Consider the following 26181-nt stretch of genomic DNA (forward strand, 5'->3'; position numbering starts at 1 on the left):
CCCTAGAACGACAACAACTGTCAGCTAGTTGGGGCGTGCCGCCGTCGCCTCTGAATCTCGACGTAGACGGTGACAAGGAGCAGGACAAGCACTGCGAGGGCCAACGCGACGGCGGCGGGAACCACAGCGCTCACCGGTATGAGCAACACGGCGATCACCACGGTCGGCACCGCCCACGGCAGCACCGCGCGCGGAGGCTGACCGTAGCGAAGCGACACGATCGCATTGCAACCATAGAAGAGGGCCAGACCTCCCCCGAGAGAAATCCCGGAACCGAAGGGCAAGTGCTCATAGGGGGCTGGAATGGCCGTCGCAATGGCCCCGGCGATTGCAGTTACCCCCAAAACCAGAAGAAACGGCATGAACAACGTGGTCTGAAGGATCCCGGCGAAATCGGACCGGGCCTGCAGCCGCTCGAGCCCTGCCGTGACTGTCCCCGTGCCGTATTGGAAGAATGCCCAGCCGAGCAGGGCAACCACGAGGAATCCGAGCGCACCGAGCAGGCCTGCGCCCGGGCCCCAATCGTCAGACACCTCGGTGACGATCGTGAAGATGGACTCGCCGAGCACAATGATGACGAACAAGCCAAGCCGCTCGGATGCGTGCTCGATGTTGATGCCAGCGATGCCGCGGTCAGGCCAAAGTCGGGCGCTAAGAGCCATCATGCCAATCTCGACAACGATCGCGGTGGCCCACAGAACGACGGCAATGTGGAGAGGCAAGGAGGCGGAGATGAGCCAGAGGACGGCCGTGCCGCCGTTGTAGATCCAGATCCGCCACGGAAATTCGGCCGAATTTTCACGGTGCTGGTACAGCCACAAGATCAGCAGAACCACGCGAATGGCGGCATTGGCCAGCGAAAAGGCCCAAGCACGTTCGCCAAAGGCACCGGGCGCGGCGGCGGCCATGATGCTCGCCGCCGCCATCGCCGCGAGCATCGCGACGCCCAGAGCCCGGGATGACAAACCTGGCAGGAGGTTGACTACGGAGACAATGTTCACCCAAGCCCACCACGCCGGAAAGAAAAGCAGGACGAAGGTGCCGAACTCAGCCCATCCGGGGTCGCCGTGGATCCCGCGCGCAAGCTGCCCGACGAAAGCCACAAAGACGAGGTCGAAGAACAATTCCATCCAGTGGACGCGGCGAGGGTCACGGGCCACCTCGTGTTTCAACGCGCCAGGAACCGACGACTTATCCATCATTGACCCATGCTATTGGTTGCCGGACTTGCCGTTGCTCCAGTTCGGCCCGCGAGATAGTAGCATTCGTAATGCAGGAATACGCTGTGCGCGAGCGTCATACCGACAGGGATAGGTTGCGGGGGCAAGCAAAGTCAATGGATTCGGAACCGGTACAGCCAGAGGTAACCCCTCGATTCAGCAACACCCGGAAGCAGAATACCGAGCTTGCCGTCCAGCAACTCCGGGACGGCGGGTTCACGAACATCCAGGTGGATGAATTCCTCGAGACGCTGCACCGCATGGAGGCCGACGAGTCGATACTTGCGCCGCTGACGAATGCCCTGCTCGCGATGAACGTCTCGGTCCAGTGGCTCATGTAGGAACCGCCAGCACTCCACGACCCCGATCCGGTTAATCGGACTCGGCCTCCTGCTCGATGCGTCGGCGCTGCTCCTCGAGCTCCTTCTCGCCTTCGTCTTCAGCTTGATAAAGCTTCGAGTTGGTGATCCGGAGTTCACGCATCACGGCGTCGAGCTTCACGTGGAGGGCGGCGCTGTCTCTATTCTGGGTGTTTTGGATGATGAAGACCATCAAGAAAGTCACGATGGTCGTGCCGGTATTGATGACCAACTGCCAGGTATCCGAAAATCCCAGGAGTGGTCCCGTAAACGCCCAAACAATGAGGATGATTACTGCCGCGCTGAACACCCAGGCGTGGCCGAGAACTTTGGCCACCTTGGTGGTGAACCGGGTGAAAAAATCCGGACGGGAACCGCTGTCTTCGCTCATCCAGCCATCATCCACCCACTACCGGGTTGGCACCTACCCATCCTGCAGCTCGGTGCCGTTTCGGCCCAAACGCTTTCCAACGTTGTAATCTTCAGCTAAGGACGGTCGCTGACGTGCGCGGAAGAAGGAAAAGTGGCAATTACCATGCGGGATGTGGCCCAGGCGGCCGATGTGTCTATCAAAACCGTATCGAACGTCATCAATGACCATCCAAACATCAAAGCCGAGACCCGCGAGCGGGTTTTGCTGGCCATCGAGAAACTCGGCTATCAGCCGAATCTCTCGGCCCGGGGCTTGCGGTCCGGACGCACGGATGTCATCAGCCTCATCATCCCGGATCTGAAGAATGCCTATTTTGCCGAGCTCGCCGATGCCGTCATGACGGCCGCCTCAAAACGCGGGAAAGTGGTGATCATCGAGCAAAGCGGAGGCTCCCGGACGCGCGAGCTGGAGATCCTGCATGGCCCCCGGATGCGAATGGTCGATGGCGTCCTGTACAGCGTGCTCGGCCTGAGCCAGGAAGACGCAGGCCTCATCGAGATTCCGACTCCCATGGTCCTCCTGGGTGAGCGGATCTTTCACGGCCCCACGGACCACGTGACCATGCAAAACATCGAGGCTTCGCAGGCAGCTACCGACCACCTCCTCCAACGCGGACGAACGAAACTACTCGCTTTTGGTGCCCACCGAAATGAAGTCATCGGTTCAGCCGGGCTTCGCTTGGAAGGTTACCGCCGCGCCTTGCAGAAGGCGGGGCTGGATTACCGGGACGAACTGGCAATCGACGTCCAGTCGTGGCACCGTTCCGACGGCGCCCAGGCAATGCGGCACGTCCTGGAGTCCGGGCTGGAGTTCGACGGCGTCGTGGCCTTCAACGACTCCATCGCCCTAGGGGCGATGCGTGTCATGCAGGATGCTGGACTGAGAATCCCTGAGGATGTGGCGATCATCGGCTTTGACGACATCGACGAAACCCGGTATTCACTCCCGACGTTGTCAACCATAGATCCGGGCCGTCGGGAGATCGCCGAGACCGCCGTCGCGATGCTCCTGGAACGGATCGACGGCGCGGCCGAAGCGACGCCTGCCCGCGAGTTTGAAGCCGGGTTCAAGGTCATCAGCCGGGAATCCACGGCGATCTAGCCTGCCGAAGACGCCGTCCGATTTCTTCTTGACATGTAAGTCCAGTCACATCATCATGGATTTACAACGATTACTTACATCGATGTAAAAGCTCGGAAATGTCTCTTGTCCCCCATCCGCCGAGTCCGTCCAAGTCCCACCACCATCCATTGGCTGGAAGACGGCCTGCCCTCGTTGCTCCACCTCCGACGACGACGTCCATGCACGACCGAAGGGAAACTACGTGAACAAGAAAGCAATCGCCGCAGCAGTGTCAACCGCTGCCCTTGCCGCCACATTGGCAGGGTGCAGTGGTGGCGCGGATGCCGCCAGTGCGGGCTCCAATACCAGCAATTGCACGAACAAGATTGTCCATTCCGATGCTCCGAAGGTCTCCGTGTGGGCGTGGTACCCCAACATGGCCAAGGTCGTCGACAACTTCAACAACTCCCACACCGATGTCCAGGTCTGCTGGACCGTGGCCGGCCAGGGTGGCCCGGAGTACGCGAAGTTCCAAACAGCCATCCAGGCCGGCAAGGGAGCCCCTGACGTGATCATGCTCGAGGCTGACCAGCTGACGGGTTTTGAATTGCAGAACGCGCTTGTGGACCTGAGCAAGTATGGCGCCGCAGACGTCAAGAAGAACTTCAGCGCGGGTTCCTGGAAGGACGTCTCGCAGGGCGATTCGGTCTACGCCATCCCGGTCGACGGCGGGCCGATGGCCATGATCTACCGTAAGGACATCCTGGACAAGTACGGCATCAAGCCGCCGACGACGTGGGCCGAGTACGAAACGGCCGCGCAGAAGGTCAAGGACGCCGGCGGGCCTGCTTTCGGAGACCTTGGCAGCAATGTCCCCGCCGCCCTGACCGCCCTCATGGCCCAAAAGGGCGCCGTTCCCTTCACCTATGACCTGGCGGACCAGAAGAACATCTCCATCCACCTCGACAGCCAGCCGGCCAAGGACGTGCTGAACTACTGGGCGGGACTCGTGAAGAAGGGCCTGGTCGCCACCCAGGACCAGTTCACCACCGACTACATTTCAGGAATGATCGGCGGCAAGTACGCTACGTACATCTCGGCCGCATGGGCTCCCGGCTACCTCACCGGGTCCGGAGTGGGTAAGGGCAACGAGAAGGGAACATTCGCTGCGGCCCCCCTCCCCCAATGGGATGCAAGCAACCCAGTCTCCGTGAACTGGGGAGGATCCACCTTTGCCGTCACCTCACAGGCCGGTGACCAGAAGCTCGCCGCCGAAGTCGCCAAGGGCCTCTACGCCGACGACGCCTCGCTGACGGACGGCTGGAAGACCCAAACGATCTTCCCGCTCAACCAGAATGTGTTGAAGTCGGACGCGTTCACCAACAACGCCGTCGACTTCTTTGGCGGACAGACCGCGAACAAGGACATCTACATACCGGCCGAAAATGCCTACAAGGGATTCAGTTACAGCCCGTTCAGCGTCTACTACTACGCGCAACTGCAGGCAGAGACGGTCAAGATCAATGCCGGCAAAGTCAGCGGGGACGAAGCAGCCACCGAGCTGCAGGGCATCATGGTGAACTACGCGAAGAGCCAAGGGTTCACAGTCAACTGACAGCTCCTCCCGTTCCGCCGGCCCCGGGTGGGCGGAACGGGGCGGAATCGATCAAGAGAAAGTTGCAGGACAGCTCATGGCAGTTCACGGGTCAACGGTGACGTCGTTGCCACACACTTCCACCCCGGACAAAGTGAATTCCGCGCTCCCGCCCGAACGCAGGACCCGCTCCCGCAGCGACAAGATGAATGCGCGGCGGGCCAGGACCGGATGGCTCTTCATCGCACCGTTCGGAATAGTTTTCGTGGCGTTCCTTCTTGCTCCGCTTGCCTACGCCCTCTACCTCAGCCTGTTCACCAAGGGCCTGGCGACAGGGACGCGGTTCAGCGGTTTGGAGAACTATCTCCGCGCCTTCTCGGATCCACAGTTCCTCAAGGGTGTGTGGTTCGTGGTCCGCTTCTCCCTGGTCCTCATCCCGGTCCAGATGGCCGTCTCCCTGGCAGCCGCCCTCGTGCTCGACCACCTCACCACCCGGCTCGCAAGGTTCTCCCGGCTCATGATCTTCCTGCCGTACGCAGTGCCGGCCGTCATTGGTGCCCTGATGTGGGGCTTTCTTTACAGTCCGACATTCGGCCCCCTCGAGCAGTTTTTCTCCCTGTTCCACGCCTCCGCGCCCTTCCTGCTCAGCCAGGACAACGTCTTCTACGGCCTTCTCAATGTTGTGACGTGGCAATGGGCCGGCTATTACATGATCATCATCTACGCGGCATTACAGGGAATCGATCCGACCCTCTACGAGGCCGCCAAGATTGATGGGGCCTCCGAAAGGCAGGTTGCGTTCCGCATCAAGATCCCCCTGGTTTCTTCGGCACTTGTGCTCATTCTCATCTTCGCGCTGATCGGGACGCTGCAGTTCTTCTCCGAGCCGCAAATCCTCGGGCCGGTAGCCAACGGCAGCATCACCCCGGATTTCACCCCGAACATCTACGCGTTCAATTTGGCCTTTGGATACGCCCAGTTCAACTACGCCTCGGCCATATCCTTCTCCCTCGGCATCGTCGTCTTCATCGCGGTGTACATCTTCATGTTCGCCACCCGCAAGAAAGGGAGCAACCTCTCATGAGTGCGCTGACAACACATCTCCCGGCCGCAACCCGGCTGTCGCGGCCCCGGCGGCGCAACGTGGTGGCTCATGCCTTTCTGGGTGTCCTGGTCCTATATTTCCTGGCTCCCATTTGGTGGCTTTTCGTCGCCAGCACGAAAGACGCCCAAGGACTTTTCGCCGGCTCGTCCGGCGCTATGTGGTTCGACAAGAATTTCAACCTGATCGCGAACATTCAGGAGCTTTTCGCCTACAACGGCGGGGAGTACGTACAGTGGATGGGCAATTCCCTTCTCTACGCTGTCAGCGGCGGTCTGGGAGCGACCGCAATCTCGGTCCTGGCCGGTTATGGGTTTGCCAAGTACAAGTTCCGGGGCCGGAACCTTACGTTCGCACTGTTGCTCGGTGCCGTGATGGTCCCCATGACGGCGCTGGTCATCCCGACATTCATCCTGATGTCCAACCTCAGGATGACCGATACCGTGTGGGCGGTCATCCTGCCGTCGCTGCTTAGCCCCTTCGGCGTCTACCTGATGCGGGTTTACACGGCAGAAGCGGTTCCAGACGAGCTGCTCGACGCGGCCAGGGTGGACGGAGCCGGTGAACTCCGCACCTTCTTCCAAGTCTCGTTGCCCTTGCTTCGGCCGGCGCTGGTGACCGTCCTGCTGCTTTCCGTCGTTGGGACCTGGAACAACTACTTCCTGCCCTTGGCCATGTTGTCCACGGAGAGGCTCTATCCGCTCACCGTGGGCATAGGGCTCTGGGAGCAGCTGGCTTCGTCCAACAACGGGGGCGGCCACTCGCTCTGGAGCCTGATCGTCGTCGGTTCGTTCATTTCCATCATTCCCCTCGTGGTGGCATTCCTCACCCTGCAGAAGTACTGGCAGGGCGGCCTGTCACTCGGCAGCCTCAAATAGCCCCTTGAAGCACCTCTTCATTTCCCGCTCCTTCTCACCGAAAGCAGACCATGGTTTCCGCACGCCTTACGATCGACCCACAATTCGCAGTGGGCGCAGTCAATCCCCGCCTCTTCGGTTCGTTTGTTGAACACCTTGGACGCTGTGTCTACGACGGCATCTACGAACCCGGTCACCCCAGCGCCGACGCCGACGGTTTCCGCACTGACGTGATCGAGCTCGTCAAAGAACTCGGTGTTTCCACCATCCGCTATCCGGGCGGCAACTTCGTCTCCGGGTTCCGCTGGGAGGACAGCGTTGGGCCCAAGGAACAGCGCCCCCACCGCCTCGACCTCGCGTGGCACTCCACCGAAACCAACGAGATCGGCATGCACGAGTTCAGCACCTGGCTTGAGAAGGTGGGCAGCGAACTCATGCTGGCCGTCAACCTCGGCACCCGGGGCACGCTGGAAGCTTTGGACTTGTTGGAGTACTCCAACATCCGCTCCGGGACGGAGTTGTCGGACCGCCGGGCCGCTCATGGCCGGGTGGAGCCCTTTGGCGTCAAAATGTGGTGCCTCGGCAATGAGATGGATGGCCCGTGGCAGTTGGGCCATCGCTCTGCCGACGACTACGGCAAAATCGCATCGCAGACCGCGAAGGCAATGCGCCAGCTTGATCCTTCCGTTGAACTTGTGGTCTGCGGCTCATCGAGCGCCCATATGCCCACCTTCGGAGAATGGGAGCGCGTGGTACTCACCCACGCCTACGAGGACGTTGATTACATCTCCTGCCACGCCTACTACGAAGAAAAGAACGGTGACCTGGACTCGTTCCTTGCTTCCGCCACCGACATGGACCACTTCATTGAATCCGTTGTGGCGACGGCGGACCACGTCAAAGCTGTCAACGGGAGCGCCAAAACCATCAACATTTCCTTCGACGAATGGAATGTGTGGTACCTCGAACGGTTCCATAACGTGGACAAAATCGAAGGGCTGGACAACTGGCCCAAGGCGCCGCGACTGCTTGAGGACACGTACTCAGTAGCCGACGCCGTCGTCTTCGGCAACCTCCTGATCTCACTGCTTAAGCACGCCGACCGTGTCACGTCCGCCTCCCTGGCGCAGCTCGTCAACGTGATCGCTCCCATCATGACCGAACCCGGCGGTCCCGCGTGGAAACAGACCACGTTCTTCCCGTTCGCGTTGACCTCCAAACTGGCCAAGGGCGTCGCCCTGGACGTGAGGCTGGATGCGGACAAGTACAGCACTGACGCTTACGGTGCCGTCCCGCTCATCGACGCGGTCGCGACCTACGACGCGGACGCCGCTGCGACGTCGGTCTTCCTGGTCAACCGATCACGGACTGAAGAGGCAACGGTCACCATCGACCTCACGGCTCTTGACAGCGCGATCGTCCTGGATGCGCAGACGCTCTCGGACGCGGATGTATACGCCAAGAACACGCTCAACGATCCGAACCGCGTCGGGCTGCACCCGAATAAGAGTGCCGTAGTACGTGACGGCGTCGTCGAAATCACCCTGCCACCCGTCTCCTGGACGGCCCTGAACCTCGGCTGACTTTGTGAATTCGTGAGAAGGCAAGCGACTTCCCGGTCCGAAGACCGGGATGTCGCTTCCACTTGCGGCACTATGGGCCGAACCCCTTTTGCCCGCCGCCGCCCGGTGGGACGATTTTGACATGAGCGAAAACGAAGACCAAAAGCTCGCGTCCCCGGCTCCCGGCCATTACCTTCCGAGGGAAAAGGGCGCTTTCGTGGAGGAATACGAACACCCGACCACCCACCAGATGCGCATCGTCGGCCAGCGGAGGACCGAAGCGGAAGCCAAGCTCGAACGCCAACAGCGCGAGGCGCGTGAGAAGTTCCACGAATAAAGAGATACGGAAAAACCCGGGTTAACGGCAACGCGCCGTTAGCCCGGGCTTCTTCTTGTTAAAAGCCCTCGCCGTTCACAGCCCGCCGGCGAGTTTGTAGTAGGCGGCGTTCCACGCGAGTTCCTTCTTGAACTGTTTGATGGTGGTGCCGTCGTCGATGGTGAGCAGTTCGGTGCGGGCGATTTCGGCGAAGTCCTCGAACACGTCCATGCCCACCTGGGTGGAGAGCACGGTGTGGTGCGCGGCGCCTGCGGTGAGCCACGCGGCGGCGGAGGTGGCGAAGTCGGGCTTCGGCTCCCACAGTGCACGCGCGACCGGGAGGTTGGGGAGCGGTTCCTCGAGGTCGACGACGTCGACGGCGTTCGCGACGAGGCGGAACCGGTCGCGCATGTCCGAGAGCGCGACCACGACGCCGGGCCCCGCATCGGTGTCGAAGACCATGCGGACGGGATCTTCCTTGCCGCCGATGCCCAGCGGGTGGATCTCCACGCGCGGCTTGGCTGCGGTCAGGGAGGGGCAGACCTCGAGCATGTGCGCGCCGAGGATCTTCTCCTCCCCCGGCGTCAGGTGATAGGTGTAGTCCTCCATGAGCGAGGCGCCACCGGGCAGTCCGGCGCCCATGACCTTCGCAGCCCGGACCAGGATCGCGGTCTTCCAGTCGCCCTCGGCACCGAAGCCGTAGCCGTCGGCCATGAGCCGCTGCACGGCCATGCCGGGAAGCTGGCGCAACGCGCCCAGGTCCTCGAACGACGTCGTGAATGCGGCGGAGCCGTTCGCCTCCAGGAAGGACCGCAGACCCAGTTCGATCCGGGCGCTGTAGCGCAGCGACTCGTGCCGGGCACCGCCGGCACGCAGCTCCGGCGCCACCTCGTAGAGGCGCTCGTACTCCGCGACGAGGGCGTCGACGTCGTACTCCGGCGCGCCGTGCACGGCGTCGGCGAGTTCGTTGACGGACCACGTGTTGACCGAGACGCCGAAGCGCAGCTCGGCTTCGGTCTTGTCCCCTTCTGTGACGGCAACGTTGCGCATGTTGTCCCCGAAGCGGGTCAGCTTGAGGGTGCGCACCGCGGCCCAGCCGGCGGAGGCGCGTTGCCACGCGCCCACCTGGCGCGTGACCTCGGGGTTGGAGACGTGCCCGACGACGGTCTTCCGCGGCACGCCGAGGCGGGACTGGATGTACCCGAATTCGCGGTCGCCGTGGGCTGCCTGGTTCAGGTTCATGAAGTCGAAGTCGATGTCCGCCCAAGGCAGGGCCACGTTCGCCTGGGTGTGCAGGTGCAGGAGCGGCTTGCGGAGCAGGTCCAGTCCCTGGATCCACATCTTGGCCGGGCTGAACGTGTGCATCCACGCGGTCACGCCGATCACGGCGTCGTCCGAGTTCGCTTCCAGAGCGGTGCGGCGGATCGCGTCCGCGTCCGTCAGCACGGGCTTCCAGACCAGCTTGACCGGAACATCGGAGGACGCGTTCAGTGCTGCGGCGATCTCCTGGGACTGCGCGGCGACCTGCTTGAGGACGTCCTCGCCGTAAAGGTGCTGGCTGCCGGTGAGGAACCACACTTCGTAGTGTTCGAGGGACGTGTTGTGGGCGATGGGCATGCGTTTCTCCTTGGAGGTTCGTGGGTGGCGCGCGTCAGCGGCCGTAGACGTTCTGGTAGCGGCTGTAGAGGGACTCGATCTGGCCGGCGTCGATGGGCAGCGGTTCACCGAGCTGCCGGGAAATGTGGACCGTGCGGGCCACTTCCTCGCACATCACGGCAGCCTTGACGGCGGAGCGGGCGTCCTTGCCGATAGTGAACGGTCCGTGGTTCTGCATCAGGACAGCCGGTGAATGGGACGCCCGCAGCGTGTCCACGATCCCGCGGCCGATCGAGTCGTCCCCGATCAGCGCGAACGGGCCCACCGGGATGGTGCCGCCGAATTCGTCGCCCATCATGGTCAGTACGCACGGGATAGGCTCCCCGCGCGCAGCCCACGCCGTCGCGTAGGTGGAGTGCGTGTGGACGACCCCGCCGACGTCGGGCATGTTCCGGTAGACGTAGGCGTGCGCTGCGGTGTCCGACGACGGCGAAAGGTCCGGATTGCCCCACGCCCCGTCGCCATCGCCGGCCACGGGAACCCCGTGGAGGTCCGTGACCACCATGAGTTCGGGCGTCAGCGCATCGTAGGAGACCCCGGACGGCTTGATGACCATCAAGTCATGCCCCGGGACGCGGGCGGAGACATTGCCCGCGGTCCAGACCACCAGCTCGTACCGGGTCAGTTCGGCGTGCAGCGCGCAGACCTCGCGGCGGATCGTGGCAATGGTGTCCAGCAGGGCGCTCATGCGGAGACCCCCGCGGTGAGGAGCGTTTTGCTCGCGTTCCGCTGGATCTTCTTGAGCCGGTGCATGACCTCGTTCGCTCCGCGGCCGAAGTAGTCATGCAGGGTCCGGTATTCGCGGAACAATTCCTCGTAGGCGGCGACATTTTCCGGGATCGGGGTGTAGACGGCGCCGGGCTCGGATCCCATGGCAGCCGCAGCTTCCCGGATGTCCTGGTACTCCCCCGCAGCGACGGCGGCGTGGATCGCCGAACCCAGCGCGGGACCCTGGGTGGAGCCGATCGTGGAGAGGGGCAGCCCCGTGATATCGGCGTAGATCTGCATCAATAGCGTGTTTTTCAGCAGCCCTCCAGCCACGATGAATTCCTTCACCGGCACCCCCGCGTCCCGGAAGGCATCCACAATGGTGCGGGTGCCGAAGGCCGTGGCCTCCAGCAGCGCCCGGTAGATGTCTTCCGGGCGGGTTGCCAAGGTCTGGCCCACGATCACTCCGGAGAGTTCGTGGTCCACCAGGACGGACCGGTTCCCCGAGTGCCAGTCCAGGGATATGAGTCCGTGTTCACCGATCTCCTGGGTGGAGGCGAGTTCGGTGAGGTATTCGTGGATGCCCAGGCCCGCGGCTTCGGCAGCTGCATGATATTCGGGCGGCACGCCGTACTTGGTGAACCAGCCGAAGATGTCGCCCACCCCGGACTGGCCGGCCTCGTAACCCCAGAGCCCGTCCACGATCCCGCCGTCGACCACTCCGCACATGCCCGGCACCTCACGAAGCTCGGAGCCGTTCATGACGTGGCACGTGGAGGTGCCCATGATCGCGACGAGCTGTCCCGGTTCCACGGCCCGCGCGGCGGGCGCGGTGACGTGGGCGTCAACATTCCCGACCGCGACGGCGATCCCGGCCGGGAGGCCGGTCCAGCCGGCGGCTTCGGCAGTCAGGTAACCCGCGGCGTCACCCAGGCGGCCAATGGTGTGGGCCAGTTTGGTGTCGACGAAGTCCTTGAAGCCCGGGTTCAGGGAGGCCAGGAATTCCCCGGACGGGTAGGCGCCGTCCTGGTAGATGCCCTTGTACCCAGCGGTGCAGGCATTCCGCACGTAGTTCCCGCACAGTTGCCAGACGATCCAGTCGGCGGCTTCCACCCAGTGGTCCATCGCCGCATACGCGCCCGGGTCCTCCTCCAGGAGCTGGAGTCCCTTGGCGAACTCCCATTCCGAGGAAATGAGCCCGCCGTAGCGCGGCAGCCAGGCCTCGCCCCGCTCGGCGGCGAGTGCATTGATGCGGTCCGCCTGCTCCTGGGCCGCATGGTGGCGCCACAACTTCACATACGCATGCGGCCTGCGGGCGAAGGCGGTCAGCTCGTTCAGTGGAGTGCCGTCAGCCTTCACCGGCACCATCGTGCACGCCGTGAAGTCCGTGGCAATCCCGACGACGGCGGCCGGATCGATCCCGGCGTCGCGCACCGCTGCGGGAACCGCGTGGCGCAACACGTCGCGGTAGTCTTGCGGCACCTGCAGCGCCCATTCGCCGGGAAGGCGGACAGCCGGGCCAGCAGGCTCGCCCGCCAGATCGGCCGGCAAGGCCTCCGTGATGACCGCGTGGGGGTACTCAAACACTCCGCTTCCCAGTTCCTTGCCATCCCTGACCCGCACCACCACGGCCCTGCCGGAAAGCGTGCCGTAGTCCACGCCGATGACGTAATGTTCGTTGCCGTCCGCTGTGACGTCCATGAAGTCCTCCAATAAGCCAGCCCGCAGCCTTGCGGATTGGTTCCATTGTGAGCGCTAACAAAATTCACGTCAAGCCGTCCTTCCCACATGAACATGAATACGATCAGGCGGGAGCCGACGTACTTTGGCGCACCACCAACTCTGGCTCCACCACCGTGGCGCCGACGCTTTCCCCGCCCTCGATACCGCTCAGCATGAGGTCCATGCAGCGCCGCCCGAGCTCTTCGAAGTCCTGGCGTACCGTGGTCAAAGGCGGCGTGAAATAGCCTGATTCGGGCTGGTCGTCGAAACCCACCACCGAAACATCCTCGGGCACCCGGACACCGGCTTCGTTGAACGCACGCAGCAGGCCCAGGGCCATCTGGTCATTTCCCACAAAAAGCGCCGTGGCGGTCCTTTCGCCGGCAAGCTTCCTGCCAATGTCATAACCGCTGCCGGCGCTCCAGTCCCCCACCACCAGCAAATCGTCCTGAAGGCCAGCCGCCTGCAAGGCCTCGCTCCACCCTTCGGCCCGGGCGACGCCGTCGATCCAGTCCTGCGGGCCGGCCACGTGCCCGATCCGGCGGTGCCCCTGCTCCACCAGATGCCTCACGGCCAATTCCGCGCCGCGCTTCTGGTCCACCATGGCTCCGCCGACCGACGCGTCGCCCAGCGACCCCACGGCCACTACGGGAACCCCGGCCTTCACTTCCGCCAACGCCAGCAGGGTGTCCGAATGGGGAACGATCACCACGATTCCGTCCACGGACTGGTCCAGGAAATGCCGGACCGCATCAAGGATCGCCTCCCGGTTGACCGCCCTCAAGGCTGCGATGCTGACGAAATAGCCGGCATCCCTCGCAGCCTGCTCGACGCCCAGCAGGGTGTTCGCCGGGCCGTACTGCGCCAGCTCGCTGGCCAGGACCCCGATGGTCTGGGAACGGCGGGTGACCAGGCTCCGCGCAGCAGTATTGCGCCGGTATCCCAGCTCGGCGATGGCGGCCTCGACACGCTCCCGGGTGCCCTTGCTGACGTTGGGGTGATCATTGATCACCCGTGAAACGGTCTGGTGCGAGACTCCCGCCAATTCCGCTACGTCTTCAAGCCGTGGTAAGCGCCCGCTGCTTTTTGTCATGGAGCTATTCTGCGTGACCTGGAGGCCAAGCGACGAACAGGACCGCAGCGAGTCCACGCTGAGCTACCGGCCAGTACAAGACCACGGGCATGCCGGGGATAGACTCGATTCAAGCCCAACAACCACCATTTGAGGAGCCCCATGCGCGCCACCATCATCCACGGTCCCGGCGACATCCGCGTTGAAGACCGTAACTACCCGACGGTCCAGCTGCCCACCGACGTCGTCGTCAAAGTCACTGCCTCCTGCGTCTGCGGATCGGACCTTTGGCCCTACCGCGGCGTAAAGCCCACCCACCAGCCTTCGGCCATCGGACATGAATTCATCGGCACGGTGGAAAGCATTGGCGACGACGTCACCGCCCTGGCGCCCGGCGATTTCGTGATCGCTCCGTTCGTGGTCAGCTGCGGGGCCTGCCCGCAATGCTTGAACGGCGTCACAGTTGCCTGCGATCATTTGGCAGGTTGGGGCGGCAAGGATGACAGCGGTCACGCGATCGACGGCGGCCAAGGCCAGGCCGTGCGCGTGCCGCTCGCCGAGTCCACGCTCGTCAAGGTTCCCGGCATCACGGAACCCGACGACGCCCTCCGCGCGAGCTTGCTGACGCTCTCGGATGTGATGGCCACCGGCCACCACGCCGCCCTCGCGGCGAAGGTCGGCCCCGGCAGGACCGTCGTCGTCGTCGGCGACGGCGCAGTCGGGCTCTGCGGCGTGCTCGCAGCAAAGCGGCTCGGAGCAGAACGAATCATCGCGATGTCGCGGCATGCCGACCGCCAGGCTATTGCCCTTGAATTCGGCGCAACAGACATCGTCGCTGAACGTGGCGAAGATGGCGTAGCCAAGGTCCGCGAATTGCTGGGAGGCGTTTTGGCCGACTCCGTGTTGGAGTGCGTCGGGACCAAGGAGTCCATGGAACAGGCACTGCACAGTGTCCGCCCGGGCGGCGCCCTCGGCTTTGTCGGTGTCCCGACAGGCGGAGCTGAGGCCCCCTTGCGCTACTTGTTCGACACGAACATTTCGATTGCCGGCGGCATGGCCCCGGCCCGCACCTACATCCCGGAACTGCTCGCCGACGTGCTTGACGGAAAGATCAACCCGGGCAGGGTCTTCGACACCGTGATGCCGCTCGAGGAAGCGCCCGAGGCCTACCGCGCCATGGACGAACGGCGCTCCATCAAGGTCCTGCTCACTCCCTGAGGCCATGGGCGGAACCCGCAGCTTCTTGCGGGATAGGTGGACTGTGGCGTGCACGCGGGAACGGCGAGAGAATCCATATAGGAAGCCTCGCCTGAACCCAAAGGAGCGAACAAAATGATCACTGGTGCCCCTGCGCGCCCGGTGGTTAACCAGGACGGGTATTTGCCCATCGAGGATCACGGACTCATTGGAGACGGGTCCACCTGCGCTTTGGTGGGACGGGACGGCGCCATTACCTGGCTTTGCTTGCCGGAATTCGACAGTCCACCGTTCCTTGCCGGGATCCTCGACGCGGAATCAGGCGGCCGTTTTGAAATAGCTCCTGTTCGCACCCTGGCATCCTCCCAGCGCTACACCGAGGATTCCTGCGTGCTGGTCACGTCCCTTGTGTCCGATCGTGGCGTGCTGCAGGTGACGGACGGGCTGACGTTGCGTGCGGGTGCCGACTTGTCGGAGCCGGTGCCGGCCGGCCGTTCCGAACTCCTGCGGCACGCTCGAGCCGTGGGCGGCGACGTCCCGCTGCGCATCAGCCTGATACCGAAGACCGGTGTCACTTTTGACACCCTGGCTACCGGCTGGAGGTTTGATTGGCGGCAGGACGGAGTCCACGAGGTCTACCTATGGTCTTCCGTTGAACTCATCCCCGACGGCCGTGGCCTGTCCGCCGAGTTGACGCTTCGCGCGGGAGAGACCCTGACCATGGTCCTGCACTGGTCCGGGCGGTTCCGGCTCCGTCAGCATCCGGAGAGCAAGAAGCTCATTGACCAGACCGTGTATGCGTGGCGCCGGTGGGCATCAAACCTGGATTGCGAAGGCTCCCAGGCGGAGTTGATGAAGCGTTCGGCCCTGACGCTGAAGATGCTGGACCACGCCGAGACGGGGGCCATCTTGGCCGCCGCTACCTCTTCGTTGCCGGAGTGGCCGGGAACGTCCCGGAATTGGGATTACCGGTACACATGGGTGCGCGACGCCTCGTTCTCCAACTATGTGTTCAGGCGCATTGGCGATCCCAGTGATGCGGACGTCTTCCTTGCCTGGGTCCTGACCAACGTCGAGCGGGACGGTGCCCCGCACGTCATGTACGCCCTGGACGGTTCCCAGCCGCCCGATGAGGTCGAGGACCCGCACTTGCGCGGATACCGCGGCTCGGCCCCGGTCCGGTGGGGAAACGGCGCCCGCCACCAACTCCAGCACGATGTGTACGGTGAAATCGTCGATATCGCCTACCAGTGGTCGGGCAGCGGCAAGCGAGTGGATGAGCGGCTCTGGGCCGCATTGGTACCCATTGTGGAAATGGCCATCAGGAGCTGGAGGGTTCCCGACTCGGGGCCTTGGGAAATCCGGGACAAGAGCAGGCCCTTCACCTACTCGGCGGCGTTATGTTACGTCGCGATCGACCGCGCCATCCAGATCGCGCGCAGGGACGGGCTTCCCTATCCCAAACGCCGGTGGGAGGCCACTGCCCGTCAAATCCGGCAGGCTGCCCTGACACAATCATGGGATCCCCGGCGGCGCACCTTTACCGAGAACCTAGGTGGCAACGGCGGTCTCGACGCGTCGCTCTTGACCCTTCCCGTCCGCAACGTCATTGATTTCGACGATCCCCGGATGGTTTCCACGACGAAAGCGATCGCGGCGGAGCTCGACGCCGGCAACGGACTTTTGTTCCGCTACCTGCCATCGGTTTCTCCCGACGGTCTGCCCGGAAACGAAGGGGCGTTCCTCCTCTGCAGCTTCTGGCTGGTGGACAACCTGGCAGGACAAGGGCGCGTGGATGAAGCCCATGAACTCTATGAGTCCCTCTGCAGCCGTGCGAATTCACTGGGGCTGCTACCGGAGCAGATCCACCCGGACACCGGAGAGTTCCTCGGCAACTTCCCGCAGGCGTTCAGCCATGTGGGCGTGCTGGCCAGCGGCCTGCGCCTGCTGAAAGCGGAGCGGCGGGCCGCAAAGGCTGGCGCTACCACGCGGAATCAGGGCTAGCGGCGAGGGGCGAAGCCGATGCGTGCGTGGTGGGTCCGGGAACCAGCTCCGATTGAATCCGGGCCGCTTGTCTGGGGCGAACGCCCCGATCCTCAACCAGGAGTGCATGAGCTTCTGGTCAGAGTCCGGACCTGTGGTGTCTGCCGCACGGATCTGCATCTGGCAGAGGGCGACCTCACCCCTCGGATGCCGAATGTAGTCCCCGGCCACGAAGCGGTAGGAATAGTCAGCGAGGCGGGCGAAGGGTGCGTGAGGTTCCGGCGCGGTGACCGGGTCGGAGTGGCCTGGCTGGGTGGAACCTGCGGGAGCTGCGGGTTTTGCCGCCGCGGTGACGAGAACCTTTGCCTCTCCCCCGTCTTCACGGGTTGGGACAGGGACGGTGGCTATGCCGAACAACTCACGGTGTCCGAGGATTTTGCCTATGCCATCCCGCCCCGGTTTTCGGACGAACAGGCAGCCCCTCTGTTGTGCTCCGGCATCATCGGGTACCGGGCGCTCAAACGGGCCGCTGTTCCGGAGGGCGGCCGACTGGGCATCTATGGTTTCGGAGGATCCGCCCATCTCACGGCGCAGATGGCGCGCCACCAAGGGGCGCAGGTGTACGTGATGACGCGTTCGGAGTCTGCCCGTGAACTGGCGCGGAAGCTGGGTGCGGTGTTTGTGGGCGACGCGTACGAATCCCCGCCAGACCCACTCGACTCGGCGATACTGTTTGCCCCTGCCGGGGACCTCGTCCCTGTCGCCCTCAAGGCATTGGGCCGGGGCGGGACCCTCGCCATTGCCGGCATCCACCTCAGCGACATACCGCCCTTGAACTATTCCGCCGACCTCTTCTATGAGCGGCAGCTCCGCAGCGTCACTGCCAACACCCGGGCAGACGGCGAAGAATTCTGGTCCCTGGCCGCGGAAATCCCGCTGGCTCCCACCACGACGGCGTATCCGTTGGCTCAGGCCGACCAGGCGCTCCGGGATTTGGCCGCTAGCCGTGTTACCGGAGCTGCCGTCCTGACAGTCTGAACAGCGGATGTCCCCGCATCGCAGACAAGCAGACGGGATCATAAACGGCGATCGGCGGGTCCGATAACGGCCCGCCGGTCGGTATTCCGCTGTTCAGCGTTTCAGCACATCGCGTTGAAGACTTCAGTGCGAAGGGCTGACCATGTGATGCCGATGTTCCTCGGTGCTGGGCTTGATCGCCATCGCGGTGACGACGAGCGCCACCAGGCCAGCGATCCACGATGTCCAAGCGACTCCGGCTTGCATGGAGTACGAGCCTAGCCACGGCGAAAGGAACAGCAAGGCACCAAAGGCCGCCTGCACCCACTCCATGACCGGCGTTCCGGGCATGGCCAGATTGATCACACCGCTAACGATCAGCAAAGCGCCGAATACGACCATCAAGGCAGCCGACGAGCCGGCGGCCGTGGTCCAGATGACCGATAAAGCAGCATAGAGACCGGCGACAACCGTGACCCAATCCTGCCATCGCGTCCATTTCTTCATTGAACCCACCTCTGTGATGTGGACTGCATTCCGGGGCACCAAGCAAGTGCTCCGGTATTGGTGTAACAAAATCCGCGCGCAGCTACTTCCCGACAGACGCGTGCGGTATTGGACCGCCGTCGTCGAATCCTGCCGCGCGCGAAGCCTTGCTAAGAGGGGACTTCCGGTCTAGAACGTAGTCATAGAGCAACATCGACGGACGTGCCCGGCGTCGCCCGGCACGTCCGTCCGGAGAGGACCCCGTGATATCGAGTCGCTGGTCGTAAAGTCGCAGTCAGCCCGGTGCTGACTCAGCGACGTCCGTTGGTGCGAACCGCCGTGGCCTCCGGCGTGGACTTGCGTCCGCCGCCAACGCCCAGGTTCCGGCCCGACCCCGCCAGGTCGCCTGCAGTCGCAACCAACAGAAGGAAAGAAATGCTAAACATGAAGGTCCCGGCACGAGGCGCCGGAACCGCCTTCATTGCAACCATCGCTATCACGGCACTCGCCGCGTGTTCGAGCACGGGCACATCTTCGTCGTCGTCGAGCACCGCAAGTTCCGGAGGAGCTGTACCGCAGATATCTGCGGATGCGTTCACGGCCGATTTCTCGGCAATGAAACAGCTCACGTCGCTCGCTTCACAAGGCAAGGGCATGGTGGGCGTACTGCTGCCGGACACCACAACCTCGGCGCGATACGTGACTTTCGACGCCCCGTTCCTGAAGAAGGCATTCGAAGCCGCGGGACTCGATTCCTCCAAGTTCAAAATCGACAACGCGCAGGGCAGCGCAAGCACGATGCAGACCCAAGCCGAGGCTGATATCACGGCCGGCGCATCGGTGCTGCTTGTGGACGCCCTGGACTCCGGTTCGGGCGCGGCCATCGAGGCGGCCGCCAGTGCGCGCGGCGTCAAAGTGATCGACTATGACCGGCTCGTCAAAGGCGGGACAAAAGATCGCACCTATGTCAGCTTCGACAACGTCAAGGTTGGTCAGCTCATCGGCCAAGGCGAAATCACGTGCATCGCTGACTGGAAAGTCACCAAGCCAAACATCCTGGTCATGGATGGCGACCCGACCGACAACAACGCGAAGCTGTTCGCCGAAGGTTACAACGGCGTACTCAAGCCGCACTTCGACAATGGCGAGTACGTCAACGTAGGAGAGCCGGCGGGCACGTGGACACCGTCAGTGGCTCAGACGACGTTCGCCCAGCAATACACTGCCCACCCGAACATCAACGCGGTTGTCACGCCGAACGACGACAATGCCAACGCGGTGATCGCCTACCTGCAGAGCAAGCAGATTCCCGCCAAGACCTTCCCGACGACGGGACAGGATGCGTCCTTGTCCGGCCTCCAGAACATCCTGAAGGGCTACCAGTGCGGAACGGTGTACAAGCCGATCTACTTTGAGGCCCAGGCTGCGGCCGCGGCAGCGCTCTACCTTCGGGCGGGCGTCACCGTTCCGTCAACCCTCGTCAACGGCAAGACCACGGACGACACCGCGAAGTCCGATGTCGCATCGGTCCTGCTGACCCCGCTGTGGGTGACCACGAAGAACATGGCGGACACTGTCGTCAAAGACGGCGCCGTAACGAGTTCTTCGCTGTGCATCTCGCAAGTGAAGGACGCGTGCACCGCGGCAGGTATCCAGTAGTCCGAACGATGAGTGAGTTGGCAGCCCCGGACCCCGCCGACGTCGGGCCCTTGCTTCGGCTGGAGGGCATCGACAAGAACTTCGGGCCGGTGCAGGCACTGGTCGACATCACCCTTGAGGTGCCGATCGGCAAGGTGACTGCGCTTGCCGGCGACAACGGCGCGGGCAAATCGGTCTTGATCAAATGCGTTGCCGGCATTCACACCCCCGACGACGGGCAGCTGTTTTGGGAAAACCAGCCCGTACGGTTGAACTCGCCGCACGAAGCCGCGGCGCTCGGCATCGAGACCGTGTACCAGGACCTGGCACTCTGCGACAACCTCGACATCGTGCAGAACCTGTTCCTCGGCCGCGAACGCCTGCGACATTTCCTCCTCGACGAGGAGAGCATGGAGATCGCGGCCCGGGAGACACTGACGAGCCTGGCCGTGACAACAGTGCGGTCGATCCGGCAACCCGTCGCGTCGCTGTCCGGAGGGCAACGCCAGTCGGTGGCGATCGCGAAATCGGTGCTGTGGAACTCGAAGCTCGTCATCATGGACGAGCCCACCGCTGCCCTCGGCGTCGCCCAGACGGAGGTGGTCCTTCACCTGATCCGCCAGCTCGCCGACCGTGGAGTGGCCGTCATCGTCGTCTCACACAATATGAACGACGTGTTCGAAGTCGCGGACCGCATCGCCGTGCTCAGGCTCGGGCAGCTGGTGGCTATCCGGCCTGTCACGGAAATGGACCGGCAGATCGTGGTTGACCTGATGACCACGGGGTTCTCCGATCGGGCAAGGCCGGAACTCGCGCCTCCACCGCCGTCGAACCGCCAGCTCACCGCCGCCAAGGGTCCGCTCCCTTCCGCAGCGGCGGTGCTCCAGGACGAGCCGACCACGGCGGCAGCCAAGCGGAAGGCCGCCTTGGCGTTGAATCCGGACATCACCGCGACGTCGCTCCCCGAATATTTCCGCGCTGCGTTCGCGCGGGTCCGGGGCGGCGAGAGCGGAGTGCTTCCGGTTCTCGCGGGCCTGTTGCTCATCTCGGTACTATTCCAATCGCTGAACCCGAACTTCCTGACTCCCGGGAACATGGTGAACCTGCTCATCCAGGGTTCCGTTTTCATGCTGCTCGCAATGGGCCAGGTCTTCGTGCTCCTGCTCGGCGAAATCGACTTGTCCATCGGGTACGTCGGTGGAGTGGGCGGCGTCATCATGGCCGAACTCGTGCAGGAGTCCACCGGTTGGCCGTGGTGGGCGGCGATCGCCGTCGGCCTGCTTGGCTGCGCCGGGATCGGACTGCTCCACGGGACGATCATCACTCGGCTCGGCCTGCCGTCGTTCGTCGTGACTCTTGGCGGCCAGCTCGGCTGGCTTGGCGTGATGCTCATCATCCTTGGCAGCGGCGGCGTCGTGCCCATCAACGACAATGTCATCAATAACATCGCGAGCGGCAACCTCAGCCCGGTCACCAGCTGGATCCTCATGCTCGTGGTCGTCGGCGCGTTCAGCACGTGGACGTGGCTGCGGGACGCCCGCCGGCGCAACACCGGGCTCGTCGCGCCGCCCGCCAGTGTAAGCGCCCTGAAGATCGCGGCGGTGCTCGCCGCCGGTGTGGCGATCGTCTGGCTCTGCAATACGGACCGCGGAATCCTGGTCGAAATCAGTGGCGTTCCGTGGGTCCTTCTCGTGGTGCTCGGAGTCCTCGCCGCCTGGACCCTGCTGCTTGGGCGAACCCGGTTCGGTCGCTACGTCTACGCCATTGGCGGCAACGCCGAGGCCGCTCGGCGGGGCGGCGTGAACCTTGCCCGTATTCGCACCCTCGCCTTCATCCTCGCTTCCTTCACTGCAGGGATCGGCGGAATCGTCTACGCGTCGCGCCTCCGCTCCGTCTCGACCTCGTACGACGGCGGCACGCTGGTGCTTTACGCCGTGGCCGCCGCGGTGATCGGCGGGACCAGTTTGTTCGGCGGCCGCGGCAAGGTGCTGCACGGAGTCCTGGGCGGCCTCGTGATCGCCACGATCGATAACGGCATGGGCCTGCAGGGCTACAGCGCACCGGCCAAGTACGTGGTCACGGCGCTGGTTCTCGTCGCGGCCGTGACGATCGACGCCGTCGCGCGCCGCGGACGCTCCCGGACCTGAGGAGGCGCCGGGCCCAGCGGTCGTGGCAGGTCTGGACTTGGATTATCAGCAGGCTTAACGTTCAAGAGTGGCTGGCTACCCGGAGGGGTGGTCCGAGCGGCACTCCCTGCGGCCAGCCCACGCAAGTCCGAGCGAGGAGGAAAGATGCGAAAGGTTGAAGAAACGATTGATGTGGCGGTCCCCGTCCGTACGGCTTATAACCAGTGGACGCAGTTTGAGTCGTTTCCCCGATTCATGTCCGGGGTGGAATCCGTAACCCAGTTGAGCGACACGACCAACCATTGGGTCACCAAGGTAGGAGGCGTGGAACTGGCCTTCGATACGGAGATAGTCGACCAGGAACTCGACGACCGGATTGCGTGGCGCAGTATTGACGGCAAATCGCACGCCGGCATCATCAGGTTTTCGCCGCTCGACGACAACCACACGCACGTCAAGGTCCATTTCGAATGGTCGCCCGAGACTTTTATGGAGAAGGCCGGAGCCGCACTCCAGATAGACGAGATGCAGGTGAAGGCCGACCTGAAGAAATTCAAGGAGTTCATCGAGTCGCGTGGAAACGAAACCGGTGGGTGGCGCGGCGAGGTGGAGGAATAAATGACCGACCGTGGACCAGTGCTTGTGGTCGGCGGCACCGGGATGCTTGGCAGCCAGGTGGTGTCGAGGCTGCTGGCGGGCGGAAAACAGGTCCGCGCGTTGGTGCGGCCCGGTTCGGATGCGGGCCGCCTTGAGCCGCTAGGGGCCACGATCGCCCGTGGCGACATGATGGACCCCGAGTCGCTTGCGCACGCCATGGACGGCGTCGACGCTGTGATCACCTCGGCGGCCGGATACACCCATCACCGGGAAGGCGACACCCCTGTCACGGACACGGTGGGCAACATCAACCTCGTCGACGCGGCCAGCCGCGCCGGTATTCGCCGATTTGTCCTCACTAGCATCCTCACGTGCGATCAGACCCCGGAGGTTCCACACTTCTGGCACAAGAAACTGACCGAGGATCGCCTGGAGGAGCTCGGCGTCCCGTTTGTGGCCCTGCGCCCGGGCGCTTTCCTTGAGCAGATCGCTCGATTCGGCGACCCTTTCAGCGAAGGGCGGCTCAGGTGGTTCGGGTCTTCGAGTGTTCCCCTGACGTACGTTCTTGCCAGTGACCTCGCCGGGTACCTCGCGGCGGCAGTCGACGCGAGCGGCGTCGAGGGGCAGCGCATCGACATCGGCTGGGACCGGCCGGTCACCATGCAGGACATCGCCGATATCTCTTCCCGAATGCTCGGCCGGCAGATCGAGCTCGTCCTTAACCCGATCAACCAGATGGGGCCGGACTTTCAGGCGATGATGGAGTGGTTCGGGACCGGCCGCTACGTCGCCGATACCTCACTGCAGCGCGAGGTCTTCGGCCCGCCGCCAACCGCGGAGGACGCCGTCGCGCGCCTGCTCACCAGCCTCGGGCACAAACTTCTCTGAGGCAGGCACGACGGCGGCCGCACGGCGCAGTCTGTTGACCCGCGTCAGCCCACGGCCGGCAGCGCGTCGGGGATGCGCGGCTTGGCGTTGCCCGCGAAGGTGAACTTGGCCTCGTCGCCTTCGCCGTCGACGTCGACCACCACGATGTCGCCCGGGTGCAGTTCGCCGAAGAGGATCTTCTCGGAAAGCTGGTCCTCGATCTCGCGCTGGATGGTCCGGCGCAGCGGCCGGGCACCCATGGCGGGGTTGTAGCCGCGGGTGGCCAACAGGACCTTGGCCGCGTCCGTAAGCTCGATGCCCATGTCCTTATCCGCCAGATGCTGTTCCAAGCGACGGATCATCAGGTCCACGATCTCGATGATCTCGTCCTGCGTGAGCTGCGGGAAGACGATGACGTCGTCAACGCGGTTGAGGAACTCGGGACGGAATTGCTGTTTGAGCTCCTCCGTGACCCGTGCCCGCATCCGGTTGTACCCGGTGGTGGTGTCCGTGCCGGACTGGAAGCCCGTCGCGACGCTCTTGGAGATGTCCCGCGTGCCCAGGTTGGTGGTCATGATGATCACCGTGTTCTTGAAGTCCACCACGCGGCCATGGCTATCCGTCAGGCGGCCGTCTTCCATGATCTGCAGCAGCGAGTTGAAGAGATCGGCGTGGGCCTTCTCCACTTCGTCGAACAGCACCACGGAGAACGGACGACGCCGGACCTTCTCGGTCAGCTGCCCGCCCTCGTCGTAGCCGACGTAGCCCGGAGGGGCACCGAAGAGACGGGACACGGTGTGCTTTTCCGAGTACTCGGACATGTCCAGCGTGATGAGTGCATCCTCATCGGCAAAGAGGAATTCCGCCAATGCTTTGGCGAGCTCGGTCTTGCCGACACCCGTGGGCCCGGCGAAGATGAACGAGCCACCCGGGCGCTTGGGATCCTTCAGGCCGGCACGCGTGCGGCGGATTGCACGCGACACGGAATTAATCGCTTCATTCTGCCCGATGACGCGCTTGTGCAGCTCCTCCTCCATCTTGAGCAGGCGGCTGGATTCTTCCTCGGTGAGTTTGAAGACCGGGATGCCGGTGGAGTTCGCGAGAACTTCGGCAATCAGCTCCTCGTCCACCTCGGCGTTGCCGTCGGTGCCGCCGGACTTCCACTTGAGCTCCCTTTCCCGGCGCTCGGCGACAAGTTTCTGCTCTTTCATGCGCAGCGACGCGGCGCCTTCGAAGTCCTGGGCGTCGATGGCGGATTCCTTCTCCATCTTCACCTCGGCGATGCGTGCATCCATCGCCTTGAGCTCCGGCGGACGGGTCATGCGGCGGATGCGAAGCCGTGCACCGGCTTCATCGATCAGGTCGATCGCCTTGTCCGGCAGGAAGCGGTCCGAAACGTACCGCTCCGAGAGGCTCGCCGCGGCCGCCAGTGCGCCGTCGGTGATGGTCACCCGGTGGTGCGCTTCGTAACGGTCACGCAGGCCCTTGAGGATCTCAACAGTGTCGGCAACTGACGGTTCCTGGACCTGGATCGGCTGGAAGCGGCGCTCCAAAGCGGCGTCCTTCTCAATGTGCTTGCGGTACTCATCCAAGGTGGTGGCCCCGATGGTCTGGAGTTCACCACGCGCCAGCAACGGCTTGAGGATGGACGCGGCATCGATGGCACCCTCGGCGGCACCGGCACCCACGAGCGTGTGGATCTCGTCGATGAAGAGGATGATGTCCCCACGGGTCCGGATTTCCTTCAGGACCTTCTTCAGGCGCTCTTCGAAATCCCCCCGGTAACGGGAACCGGCCACCACGGAGCCTAAGTCGAGCGTGTAGAGCTGCTTGTCCTTCAGGCTCTCGGGCACGTTGCCCCGGACGATCGCCTGGGCAAGGCCCTCGACGACGGCCGTCTTGCCGACGCCCGGCTCACCGATCAGCACGGGGTTGTTCTTGGTGCGGCGGGAGAGGACCTGCATGACGCGTTCCATCTCCAGCTCGCGGCCGATCACAGGATCGAGCTTGTTCTCACGCGCTGCCTGGGTAAGGTTGCGGCCGAACTGGTCCAGCACCACCGAACCGGCGGGAGCAACCTCGGCCTGGCTCGGTCCGGCGACCATCCCGCTGGGGTCCTTGCCCTCATAGCCGGAGAGCAAATGGATGACCTGCTGGCGGACCCGACCGAGGTCGGCACCAAGCTTGACCAGGACCTGCGCGGCAACACCTTCACCCTCGCGGATGAGGCCGAGCAGGATGTGCTCGGTACCGATGTAGTTGTGGCCGAGCTGCAAGGCTTCCCGGAGGGCGAGCTCAAGCACCTTCTTGGCGCGCGGCGTAAAGGGGATGTGCCCGGAGGGGGCCTGGCGGCCCTGGCCGATGATCTCCTGCACCTGCTCGCGGACGCCATCGAGCGAAATGCTCATCGACTCAAGCGCCTTGGCGGCGACCCCCTCACCCTCCTGGATCAGTCCCAACAGGATGTGTTCAGTACCAATGTAGTTATGGTTGAGCATGCGTGCCTCTTCTTGGGCAAGCACAACAACGCGACGGGCACGGTCCGTAAATCTCTCAAACATTTCGCCACACTCCTGGCAGCCGCCTACCTTGATGCTACGTCGCTGA

At 63.6% G+C, this 26181-nt stretch carries 23 protein-coding genes; 14 read left to right on the forward strand and 9 right to left on the reverse strand.

The genetic code is table 11. The features are described from left to right. Positions 1-20 precede the first annotated feature (20 nt). The gene (locus QRN51_RS06145; protein ID WP_284989075.1) at positions 21-1202 is read right to left on the reverse strand and encodes a low temperature requirement protein A; all 1182 of its coding nucleotides are present in this window, start codon (positions 1200-1202) and stop codon (positions 21-23) included. A 134-nt stretch (positions 1203-1336) separates the two neighbouring features. Here QRN51_RS06145 and QRN51_RS06150 point away from each other — a divergent pair, with 134 nt between their 5' ends. Continuing rightward, positions 1337-1561 carry a hypothetical protein gene (locus QRN51_RS06150; protein WP_148667708.1) on the forward strand — a complete coding sequence of 75 codons (225 nt, stop codon included), beginning with the start codon at positions 1337-1339 and terminating at the stop codon, positions 1559-1561. 31 nt (positions 1562-1592) lie between these two features. Here the strand turns inward: QRN51_RS06150 and QRN51_RS06155 are convergent, their stop codons facing one another. Then, entirely contained in the window at positions 1593-1970 is a 378-nt protein-coding gene (locus tag QRN51_RS06155) for a low affinity iron permease family protein (RefSeq protein ID WP_059389959.1), read from the reverse strand. A 132-nt stretch (positions 1971-2102) separates the two neighbouring features. On the opposite strand from QRN51_RS06155, the gene QRN51_RS06160 reads away from it, so the two are divergent. The 6 genes from QRN51_RS06160 (at position 2103) to QRN51_RS06185 (ending at position 8526) form a co-directional block, all read left to right on the forward strand. Further along, positions 2103-3113, forward strand: a complete 1011-nt coding sequence (locus QRN51_RS06160) for a LacI family DNA-binding transcriptional regulator (protein ID WP_059389958.1) — start codon at positions 2103-2105, stop codon at positions 3111-3113. 223 nt (positions 3114-3336) lie between these two features. Next, positions 3337-4689, forward strand: a complete 1353-nt coding sequence (locus QRN51_RS06165) for an ABC transporter substrate-binding protein (protein WP_284989076.1) — start codon at positions 3337-3339, stop codon at positions 4687-4689. Between the two features lie 76 nt (positions 4690-4765). Beyond that, complete coding sequence (locus tag QRN51_RS06170; RefSeq protein WP_284989077.1) at positions 4766-5752, forward strand: carbohydrate ABC transporter permease; 987 nt, start codon at positions 4766-4768, stop codon at positions 5750-5752. Continuing rightward, a complete protein-coding gene (locus QRN51_RS06175) occupies positions 5749-6648 on the forward strand; it encodes a carbohydrate ABC transporter permease (RefSeq protein ID WP_284989078.1) in 900 nt (299 codons plus the stop codon). The genes QRN51_RS06170 and QRN51_RS06175 overlap by 4 nt, the downstream gene beginning before the upstream one ends. Positions 6649-6698: 50 nt before the next feature. Beyond that, positions 6699-8210 (forward strand): arabinosylfuranosidase ArfA, encoded by a 1512-nt coding sequence (arfA, locus tag QRN51_RS06180; protein ID WP_059389955.1) that lies wholly within the window; start codon positions 6699-6701, stop codon positions 8208-8210. Positions 8211-8331: 121 nt separating this feature from the next. Beyond that, the gene (locus QRN51_RS06185) at positions 8332-8526 is read left to right on the forward strand and encodes a hypothetical protein (RefSeq protein WP_148667707.1); all 195 of its coding nucleotides are present in this window, start codon (positions 8332-8334) and stop codon (positions 8524-8526) included. A gap of 75 nt (positions 8527-8601) precedes the next feature. Here the strand turns inward: QRN51_RS06185 and araA are convergent, their stop codons facing one another. From araA to QRN51_RS06205, 4 genes are all read right to left on the reverse strand, one after another. Further along, the gene (gene araA / locus QRN51_RS06190; RefSeq protein WP_284989079.1) at positions 8602-10122 is read right to left on the reverse strand and encodes an L-arabinose isomerase; all 1521 of its coding nucleotides are present in this window, start codon (positions 10120-10122) and stop codon (positions 8602-8604) included. Positions 10123-10156: 34 nt separating this feature from the next. Further along, a complete protein-coding gene (locus QRN51_RS06195) occupies positions 10157-10849 on the reverse strand; it encodes an L-ribulose-5-phosphate 4-epimerase (protein WP_284989080.1) in 693 nt (230 codons plus the stop codon). Continuing rightward, entirely contained in the window at positions 10846-12570 is a 1725-nt protein-coding gene (gene araB / locus QRN51_RS06200; protein WP_284989081.1) for a ribulokinase, read from the reverse strand. The genes QRN51_RS06195 and araB overlap by 4 nt, the downstream gene beginning before the upstream one ends. Before the next feature lie 103 nt (positions 12571-12673). Next, complete coding sequence (locus QRN51_RS06205) at positions 12674-13684, reverse strand: LacI family DNA-binding transcriptional regulator (RefSeq protein WP_284989082.1); 1011 nt, start codon at positions 13682-13684, stop codon at positions 12674-12676. Positions 13685-13825: 141 nt separating this feature from the next. On the opposite strand from QRN51_RS06205, the gene QRN51_RS06210 reads away from it, so the two are divergent. The 3 genes from QRN51_RS06210 (at position 13826) to QRN51_RS06220 (ending at position 17881) form a co-directional block, all read left to right on the forward strand. Beyond that, positions 13826-14881, forward strand: coding sequence for a zinc-dependent alcohol dehydrogenase family protein (locus tag QRN51_RS06210; RefSeq protein WP_284989083.1), 1056 nt, complete (start codon positions 13826-13828; stop codon positions 14879-14881). A 114-nt stretch (positions 14882-14995) separates the two neighbouring features. Further along, the gene (locus QRN51_RS06215) at positions 14996-16864 is read left to right on the forward strand and encodes a glycoside hydrolase family 15 protein (protein ID WP_284989084.1); all 1869 of its coding nucleotides are present in this window, start codon (positions 14996-14998) and stop codon (positions 16862-16864) included. Positions 16865-16882: 18 nt separating this feature from the next. After that, positions 16883-17881: a zinc-dependent alcohol dehydrogenase family protein gene (locus tag QRN51_RS06220; RefSeq protein WP_284989085.1), complete on the forward strand. Its 999-nt coding sequence runs from the start codon at positions 16883-16885 to the stop codon at positions 17879-17881. Positions 17882-18004: 123 nt separating this feature from the next. Here QRN51_RS06220 and QRN51_RS06225 read toward each other — a convergent pair whose 3' ends face one another. Continuing rightward, positions 18005-18367 carry an SPW repeat protein gene (locus QRN51_RS06225; protein ID WP_059389950.1) on the reverse strand — a complete coding sequence of 121 codons (363 nt, stop codon included), beginning with the start codon at positions 18365-18367 and terminating at the stop codon, positions 18005-18007. Between the two features lie 290 nt (positions 18368-18657). Then, the gene (locus tag QRN51_RS06230) at positions 18658-18945 is read right to left on the reverse strand and encodes a hypothetical protein (protein ID WP_284989086.1); all 288 of its coding nucleotides are present in this window, start codon (positions 18943-18945) and stop codon (positions 18658-18660) included. A 16-nt stretch (positions 18946-18961) separates the two neighbouring features. On the opposite strand from QRN51_RS06230, the gene QRN51_RS06235 reads away from it, so the two are divergent. From QRN51_RS06235 to QRN51_RS06250, 4 genes are all read left to right on the forward strand, one after another. After that, a complete protein-coding gene (locus QRN51_RS06235; protein WP_284989087.1) occupies positions 18962-20005 on the forward strand; it encodes a sugar ABC transporter substrate-binding protein in 1044 nt (347 codons plus the stop codon). Positions 20006-20013: 8 nt separating this feature from the next. Next, complete coding sequence (locus QRN51_RS06240) at positions 20014-22131, forward strand: ABC transporter permease subunit (RefSeq protein WP_284989088.1); 2118 nt, start codon at positions 20014-20016, stop codon at positions 22129-22131. 144 nt (positions 22132-22275) lie between these two features. Then, on the forward strand, positions 22276-22728 hold the full coding sequence (locus QRN51_RS06245; RefSeq protein ID WP_284989089.1) for an SRPBCC family protein: 453 nt from the start codon (positions 22276-22278) through the stop codon (positions 22726-22728). Beyond that, entirely contained in the window at positions 22729-23595 is an 867-nt protein-coding gene (locus QRN51_RS06250) for an SDR family oxidoreductase (protein ID WP_284989090.1), read from the forward strand. 44 nt (positions 23596-23639) lie between these two features. Here the strand turns inward: QRN51_RS06250 and QRN51_RS06255 are convergent, their stop codons facing one another. Further along, positions 23640-26135: an ATP-dependent Clp protease ATP-binding subunit gene (locus QRN51_RS06255; protein WP_284989091.1), complete on the reverse strand. Its 2496-nt coding sequence runs from the start codon at positions 26133-26135 to the stop codon at positions 23640-23642. Between the last annotated feature and the right edge of the window lie 46 nt (positions 26136-26181).

The organism is Arthrobacter sp. efr-133-TYG-120 (assembly GCF_030209785.1).
Lineage (GTDB): Bacteria > Actinomycetota > Actinomycetes > Actinomycetales > Micrococcaceae > Arthrobacter.

Excerpts from the sequence above, each read along its gene's own strand:
- QRN51_RS06150 (WP_148667708.1), top strand. The coding sequence starts at position 1,337 with ATGGATTCGGAACCGGTACAGCCAGAGGTAACCCCTCGATTCAGCAAC.
- QRN51_RS06225 (WP_059389950.1), bottom strand. The coding sequence starts at position 18,367 with ATGAAGAAATGGACGCGATGGCAGGATTGGGTCACGGTTGTCGCCGGT.
- QRN51_RS06170 (WP_284989077.1), top strand. The coding sequence starts at position 4,766 with ATGGCAGTTCACGGGTCAACGGTGACGTCGTTGCCACACACTTCCACC.
- QRN51_RS06235 (WP_284989087.1), top strand. The coding sequence starts at position 18,962 with ATGAAACAGCTCACGTCGCTCGCTTCACAAGGCAAGGGCATGGTGGGC.
- QRN51_RS06250 (WP_284989090.1), top strand. The coding sequence starts at position 22,729 with ATGACCGACCGTGGACCAGTGCTTGTGGTCGGCGGCACCGGGATGCTT.
- QRN51_RS06245 (WP_284989089.1), top strand. The coding sequence starts at position 22,276 with ATGCGAAAGGTTGAAGAAACGATTGATGTGGCGGTCCCCGTCCGTACG.
- QRN51_RS06185 (WP_148667707.1), top strand. The coding sequence starts at position 8,332 with ATGAGCGAAAACGAAGACCAAAAGCTCGCGTCCCCGGCTCCCGGCCAT.
- QRN51_RS06210 (WP_284989083.1), top strand. The coding sequence starts at position 13,826 with ATGCGCGCCACCATCATCCACGGTCCCGGCGACATCCGCGTTGAAGAC.
- araA (WP_284989079.1), bottom strand. The coding sequence starts at position 10,122 with ATGCCCATCGCCCACAACACGTCCCTCGAACACTACGAAGTGTGGTTC.
- QRN51_RS06215 (WP_284989084.1), top strand. The coding sequence starts at position 14,996 with ATGATCACTGGTGCCCCTGCGCGCCCGGTGGTTAACCAGGACGGGTAT.
- araB (WP_284989081.1), bottom strand. The coding sequence starts at position 12,570 with ATGGACGTCACAGCGGACGGCAACGAACATTACGTCATCGGCGTGGAC.
- QRN51_RS06255 (WP_284989091.1), bottom strand. The coding sequence starts at position 26,135 with ATGTTTGAGAGATTTACGGACCGTGCCCGTCGCGTTGTTGTGCTTGCC.
- QRN51_RS06195 (WP_284989080.1), bottom strand. The coding sequence starts at position 10,849 with ATGAGCGCCCTGCTGGACACCATTGCCACGATCCGCCGCGAGGTCTGC.
- QRN51_RS06175 (WP_284989078.1), top strand. The coding sequence starts at position 5,749 with ATGAGTGCGCTGACAACACATCTCCCGGCCGCAACCCGGCTGTCGCGG.
- arfA (WP_059389955.1), top strand. The coding sequence starts at position 6,699 with ATGGTTTCCGCACGCCTTACGATCGACCCACAATTCGCAGTGGGCGCA.
- QRN51_RS06220 (WP_284989085.1), top strand. The coding sequence starts at position 16,883 with ATGCGTGCGTGGTGGGTCCGGGAACCAGCTCCGATTGAATCCGGGCCG.
- QRN51_RS06155 (WP_059389959.1), bottom strand. The coding sequence starts at position 1,970 with ATGAGCGAAGACAGCGGTTCCCGTCCGGATTTTTTCACCCGGTTCACC.
- QRN51_RS06205 (WP_284989082.1), bottom strand. The coding sequence starts at position 13,684 with ATGACAAAAAGCAGCGGGCGCTTACCACGGCTTGAAGACGTAGCGGAA.
- QRN51_RS06240 (WP_284989088.1), top strand. The coding sequence starts at position 20,014 with ATGAGTGAGTTGGCAGCCCCGGACCCCGCCGACGTCGGGCCCTTGCTT.
- QRN51_RS06145 (WP_284989075.1), bottom strand. The coding sequence starts at position 1,202 with ATGATGGATAAGTCGTCGGTTCCTGGCGCGTTGAAACACGAGGTGGCC.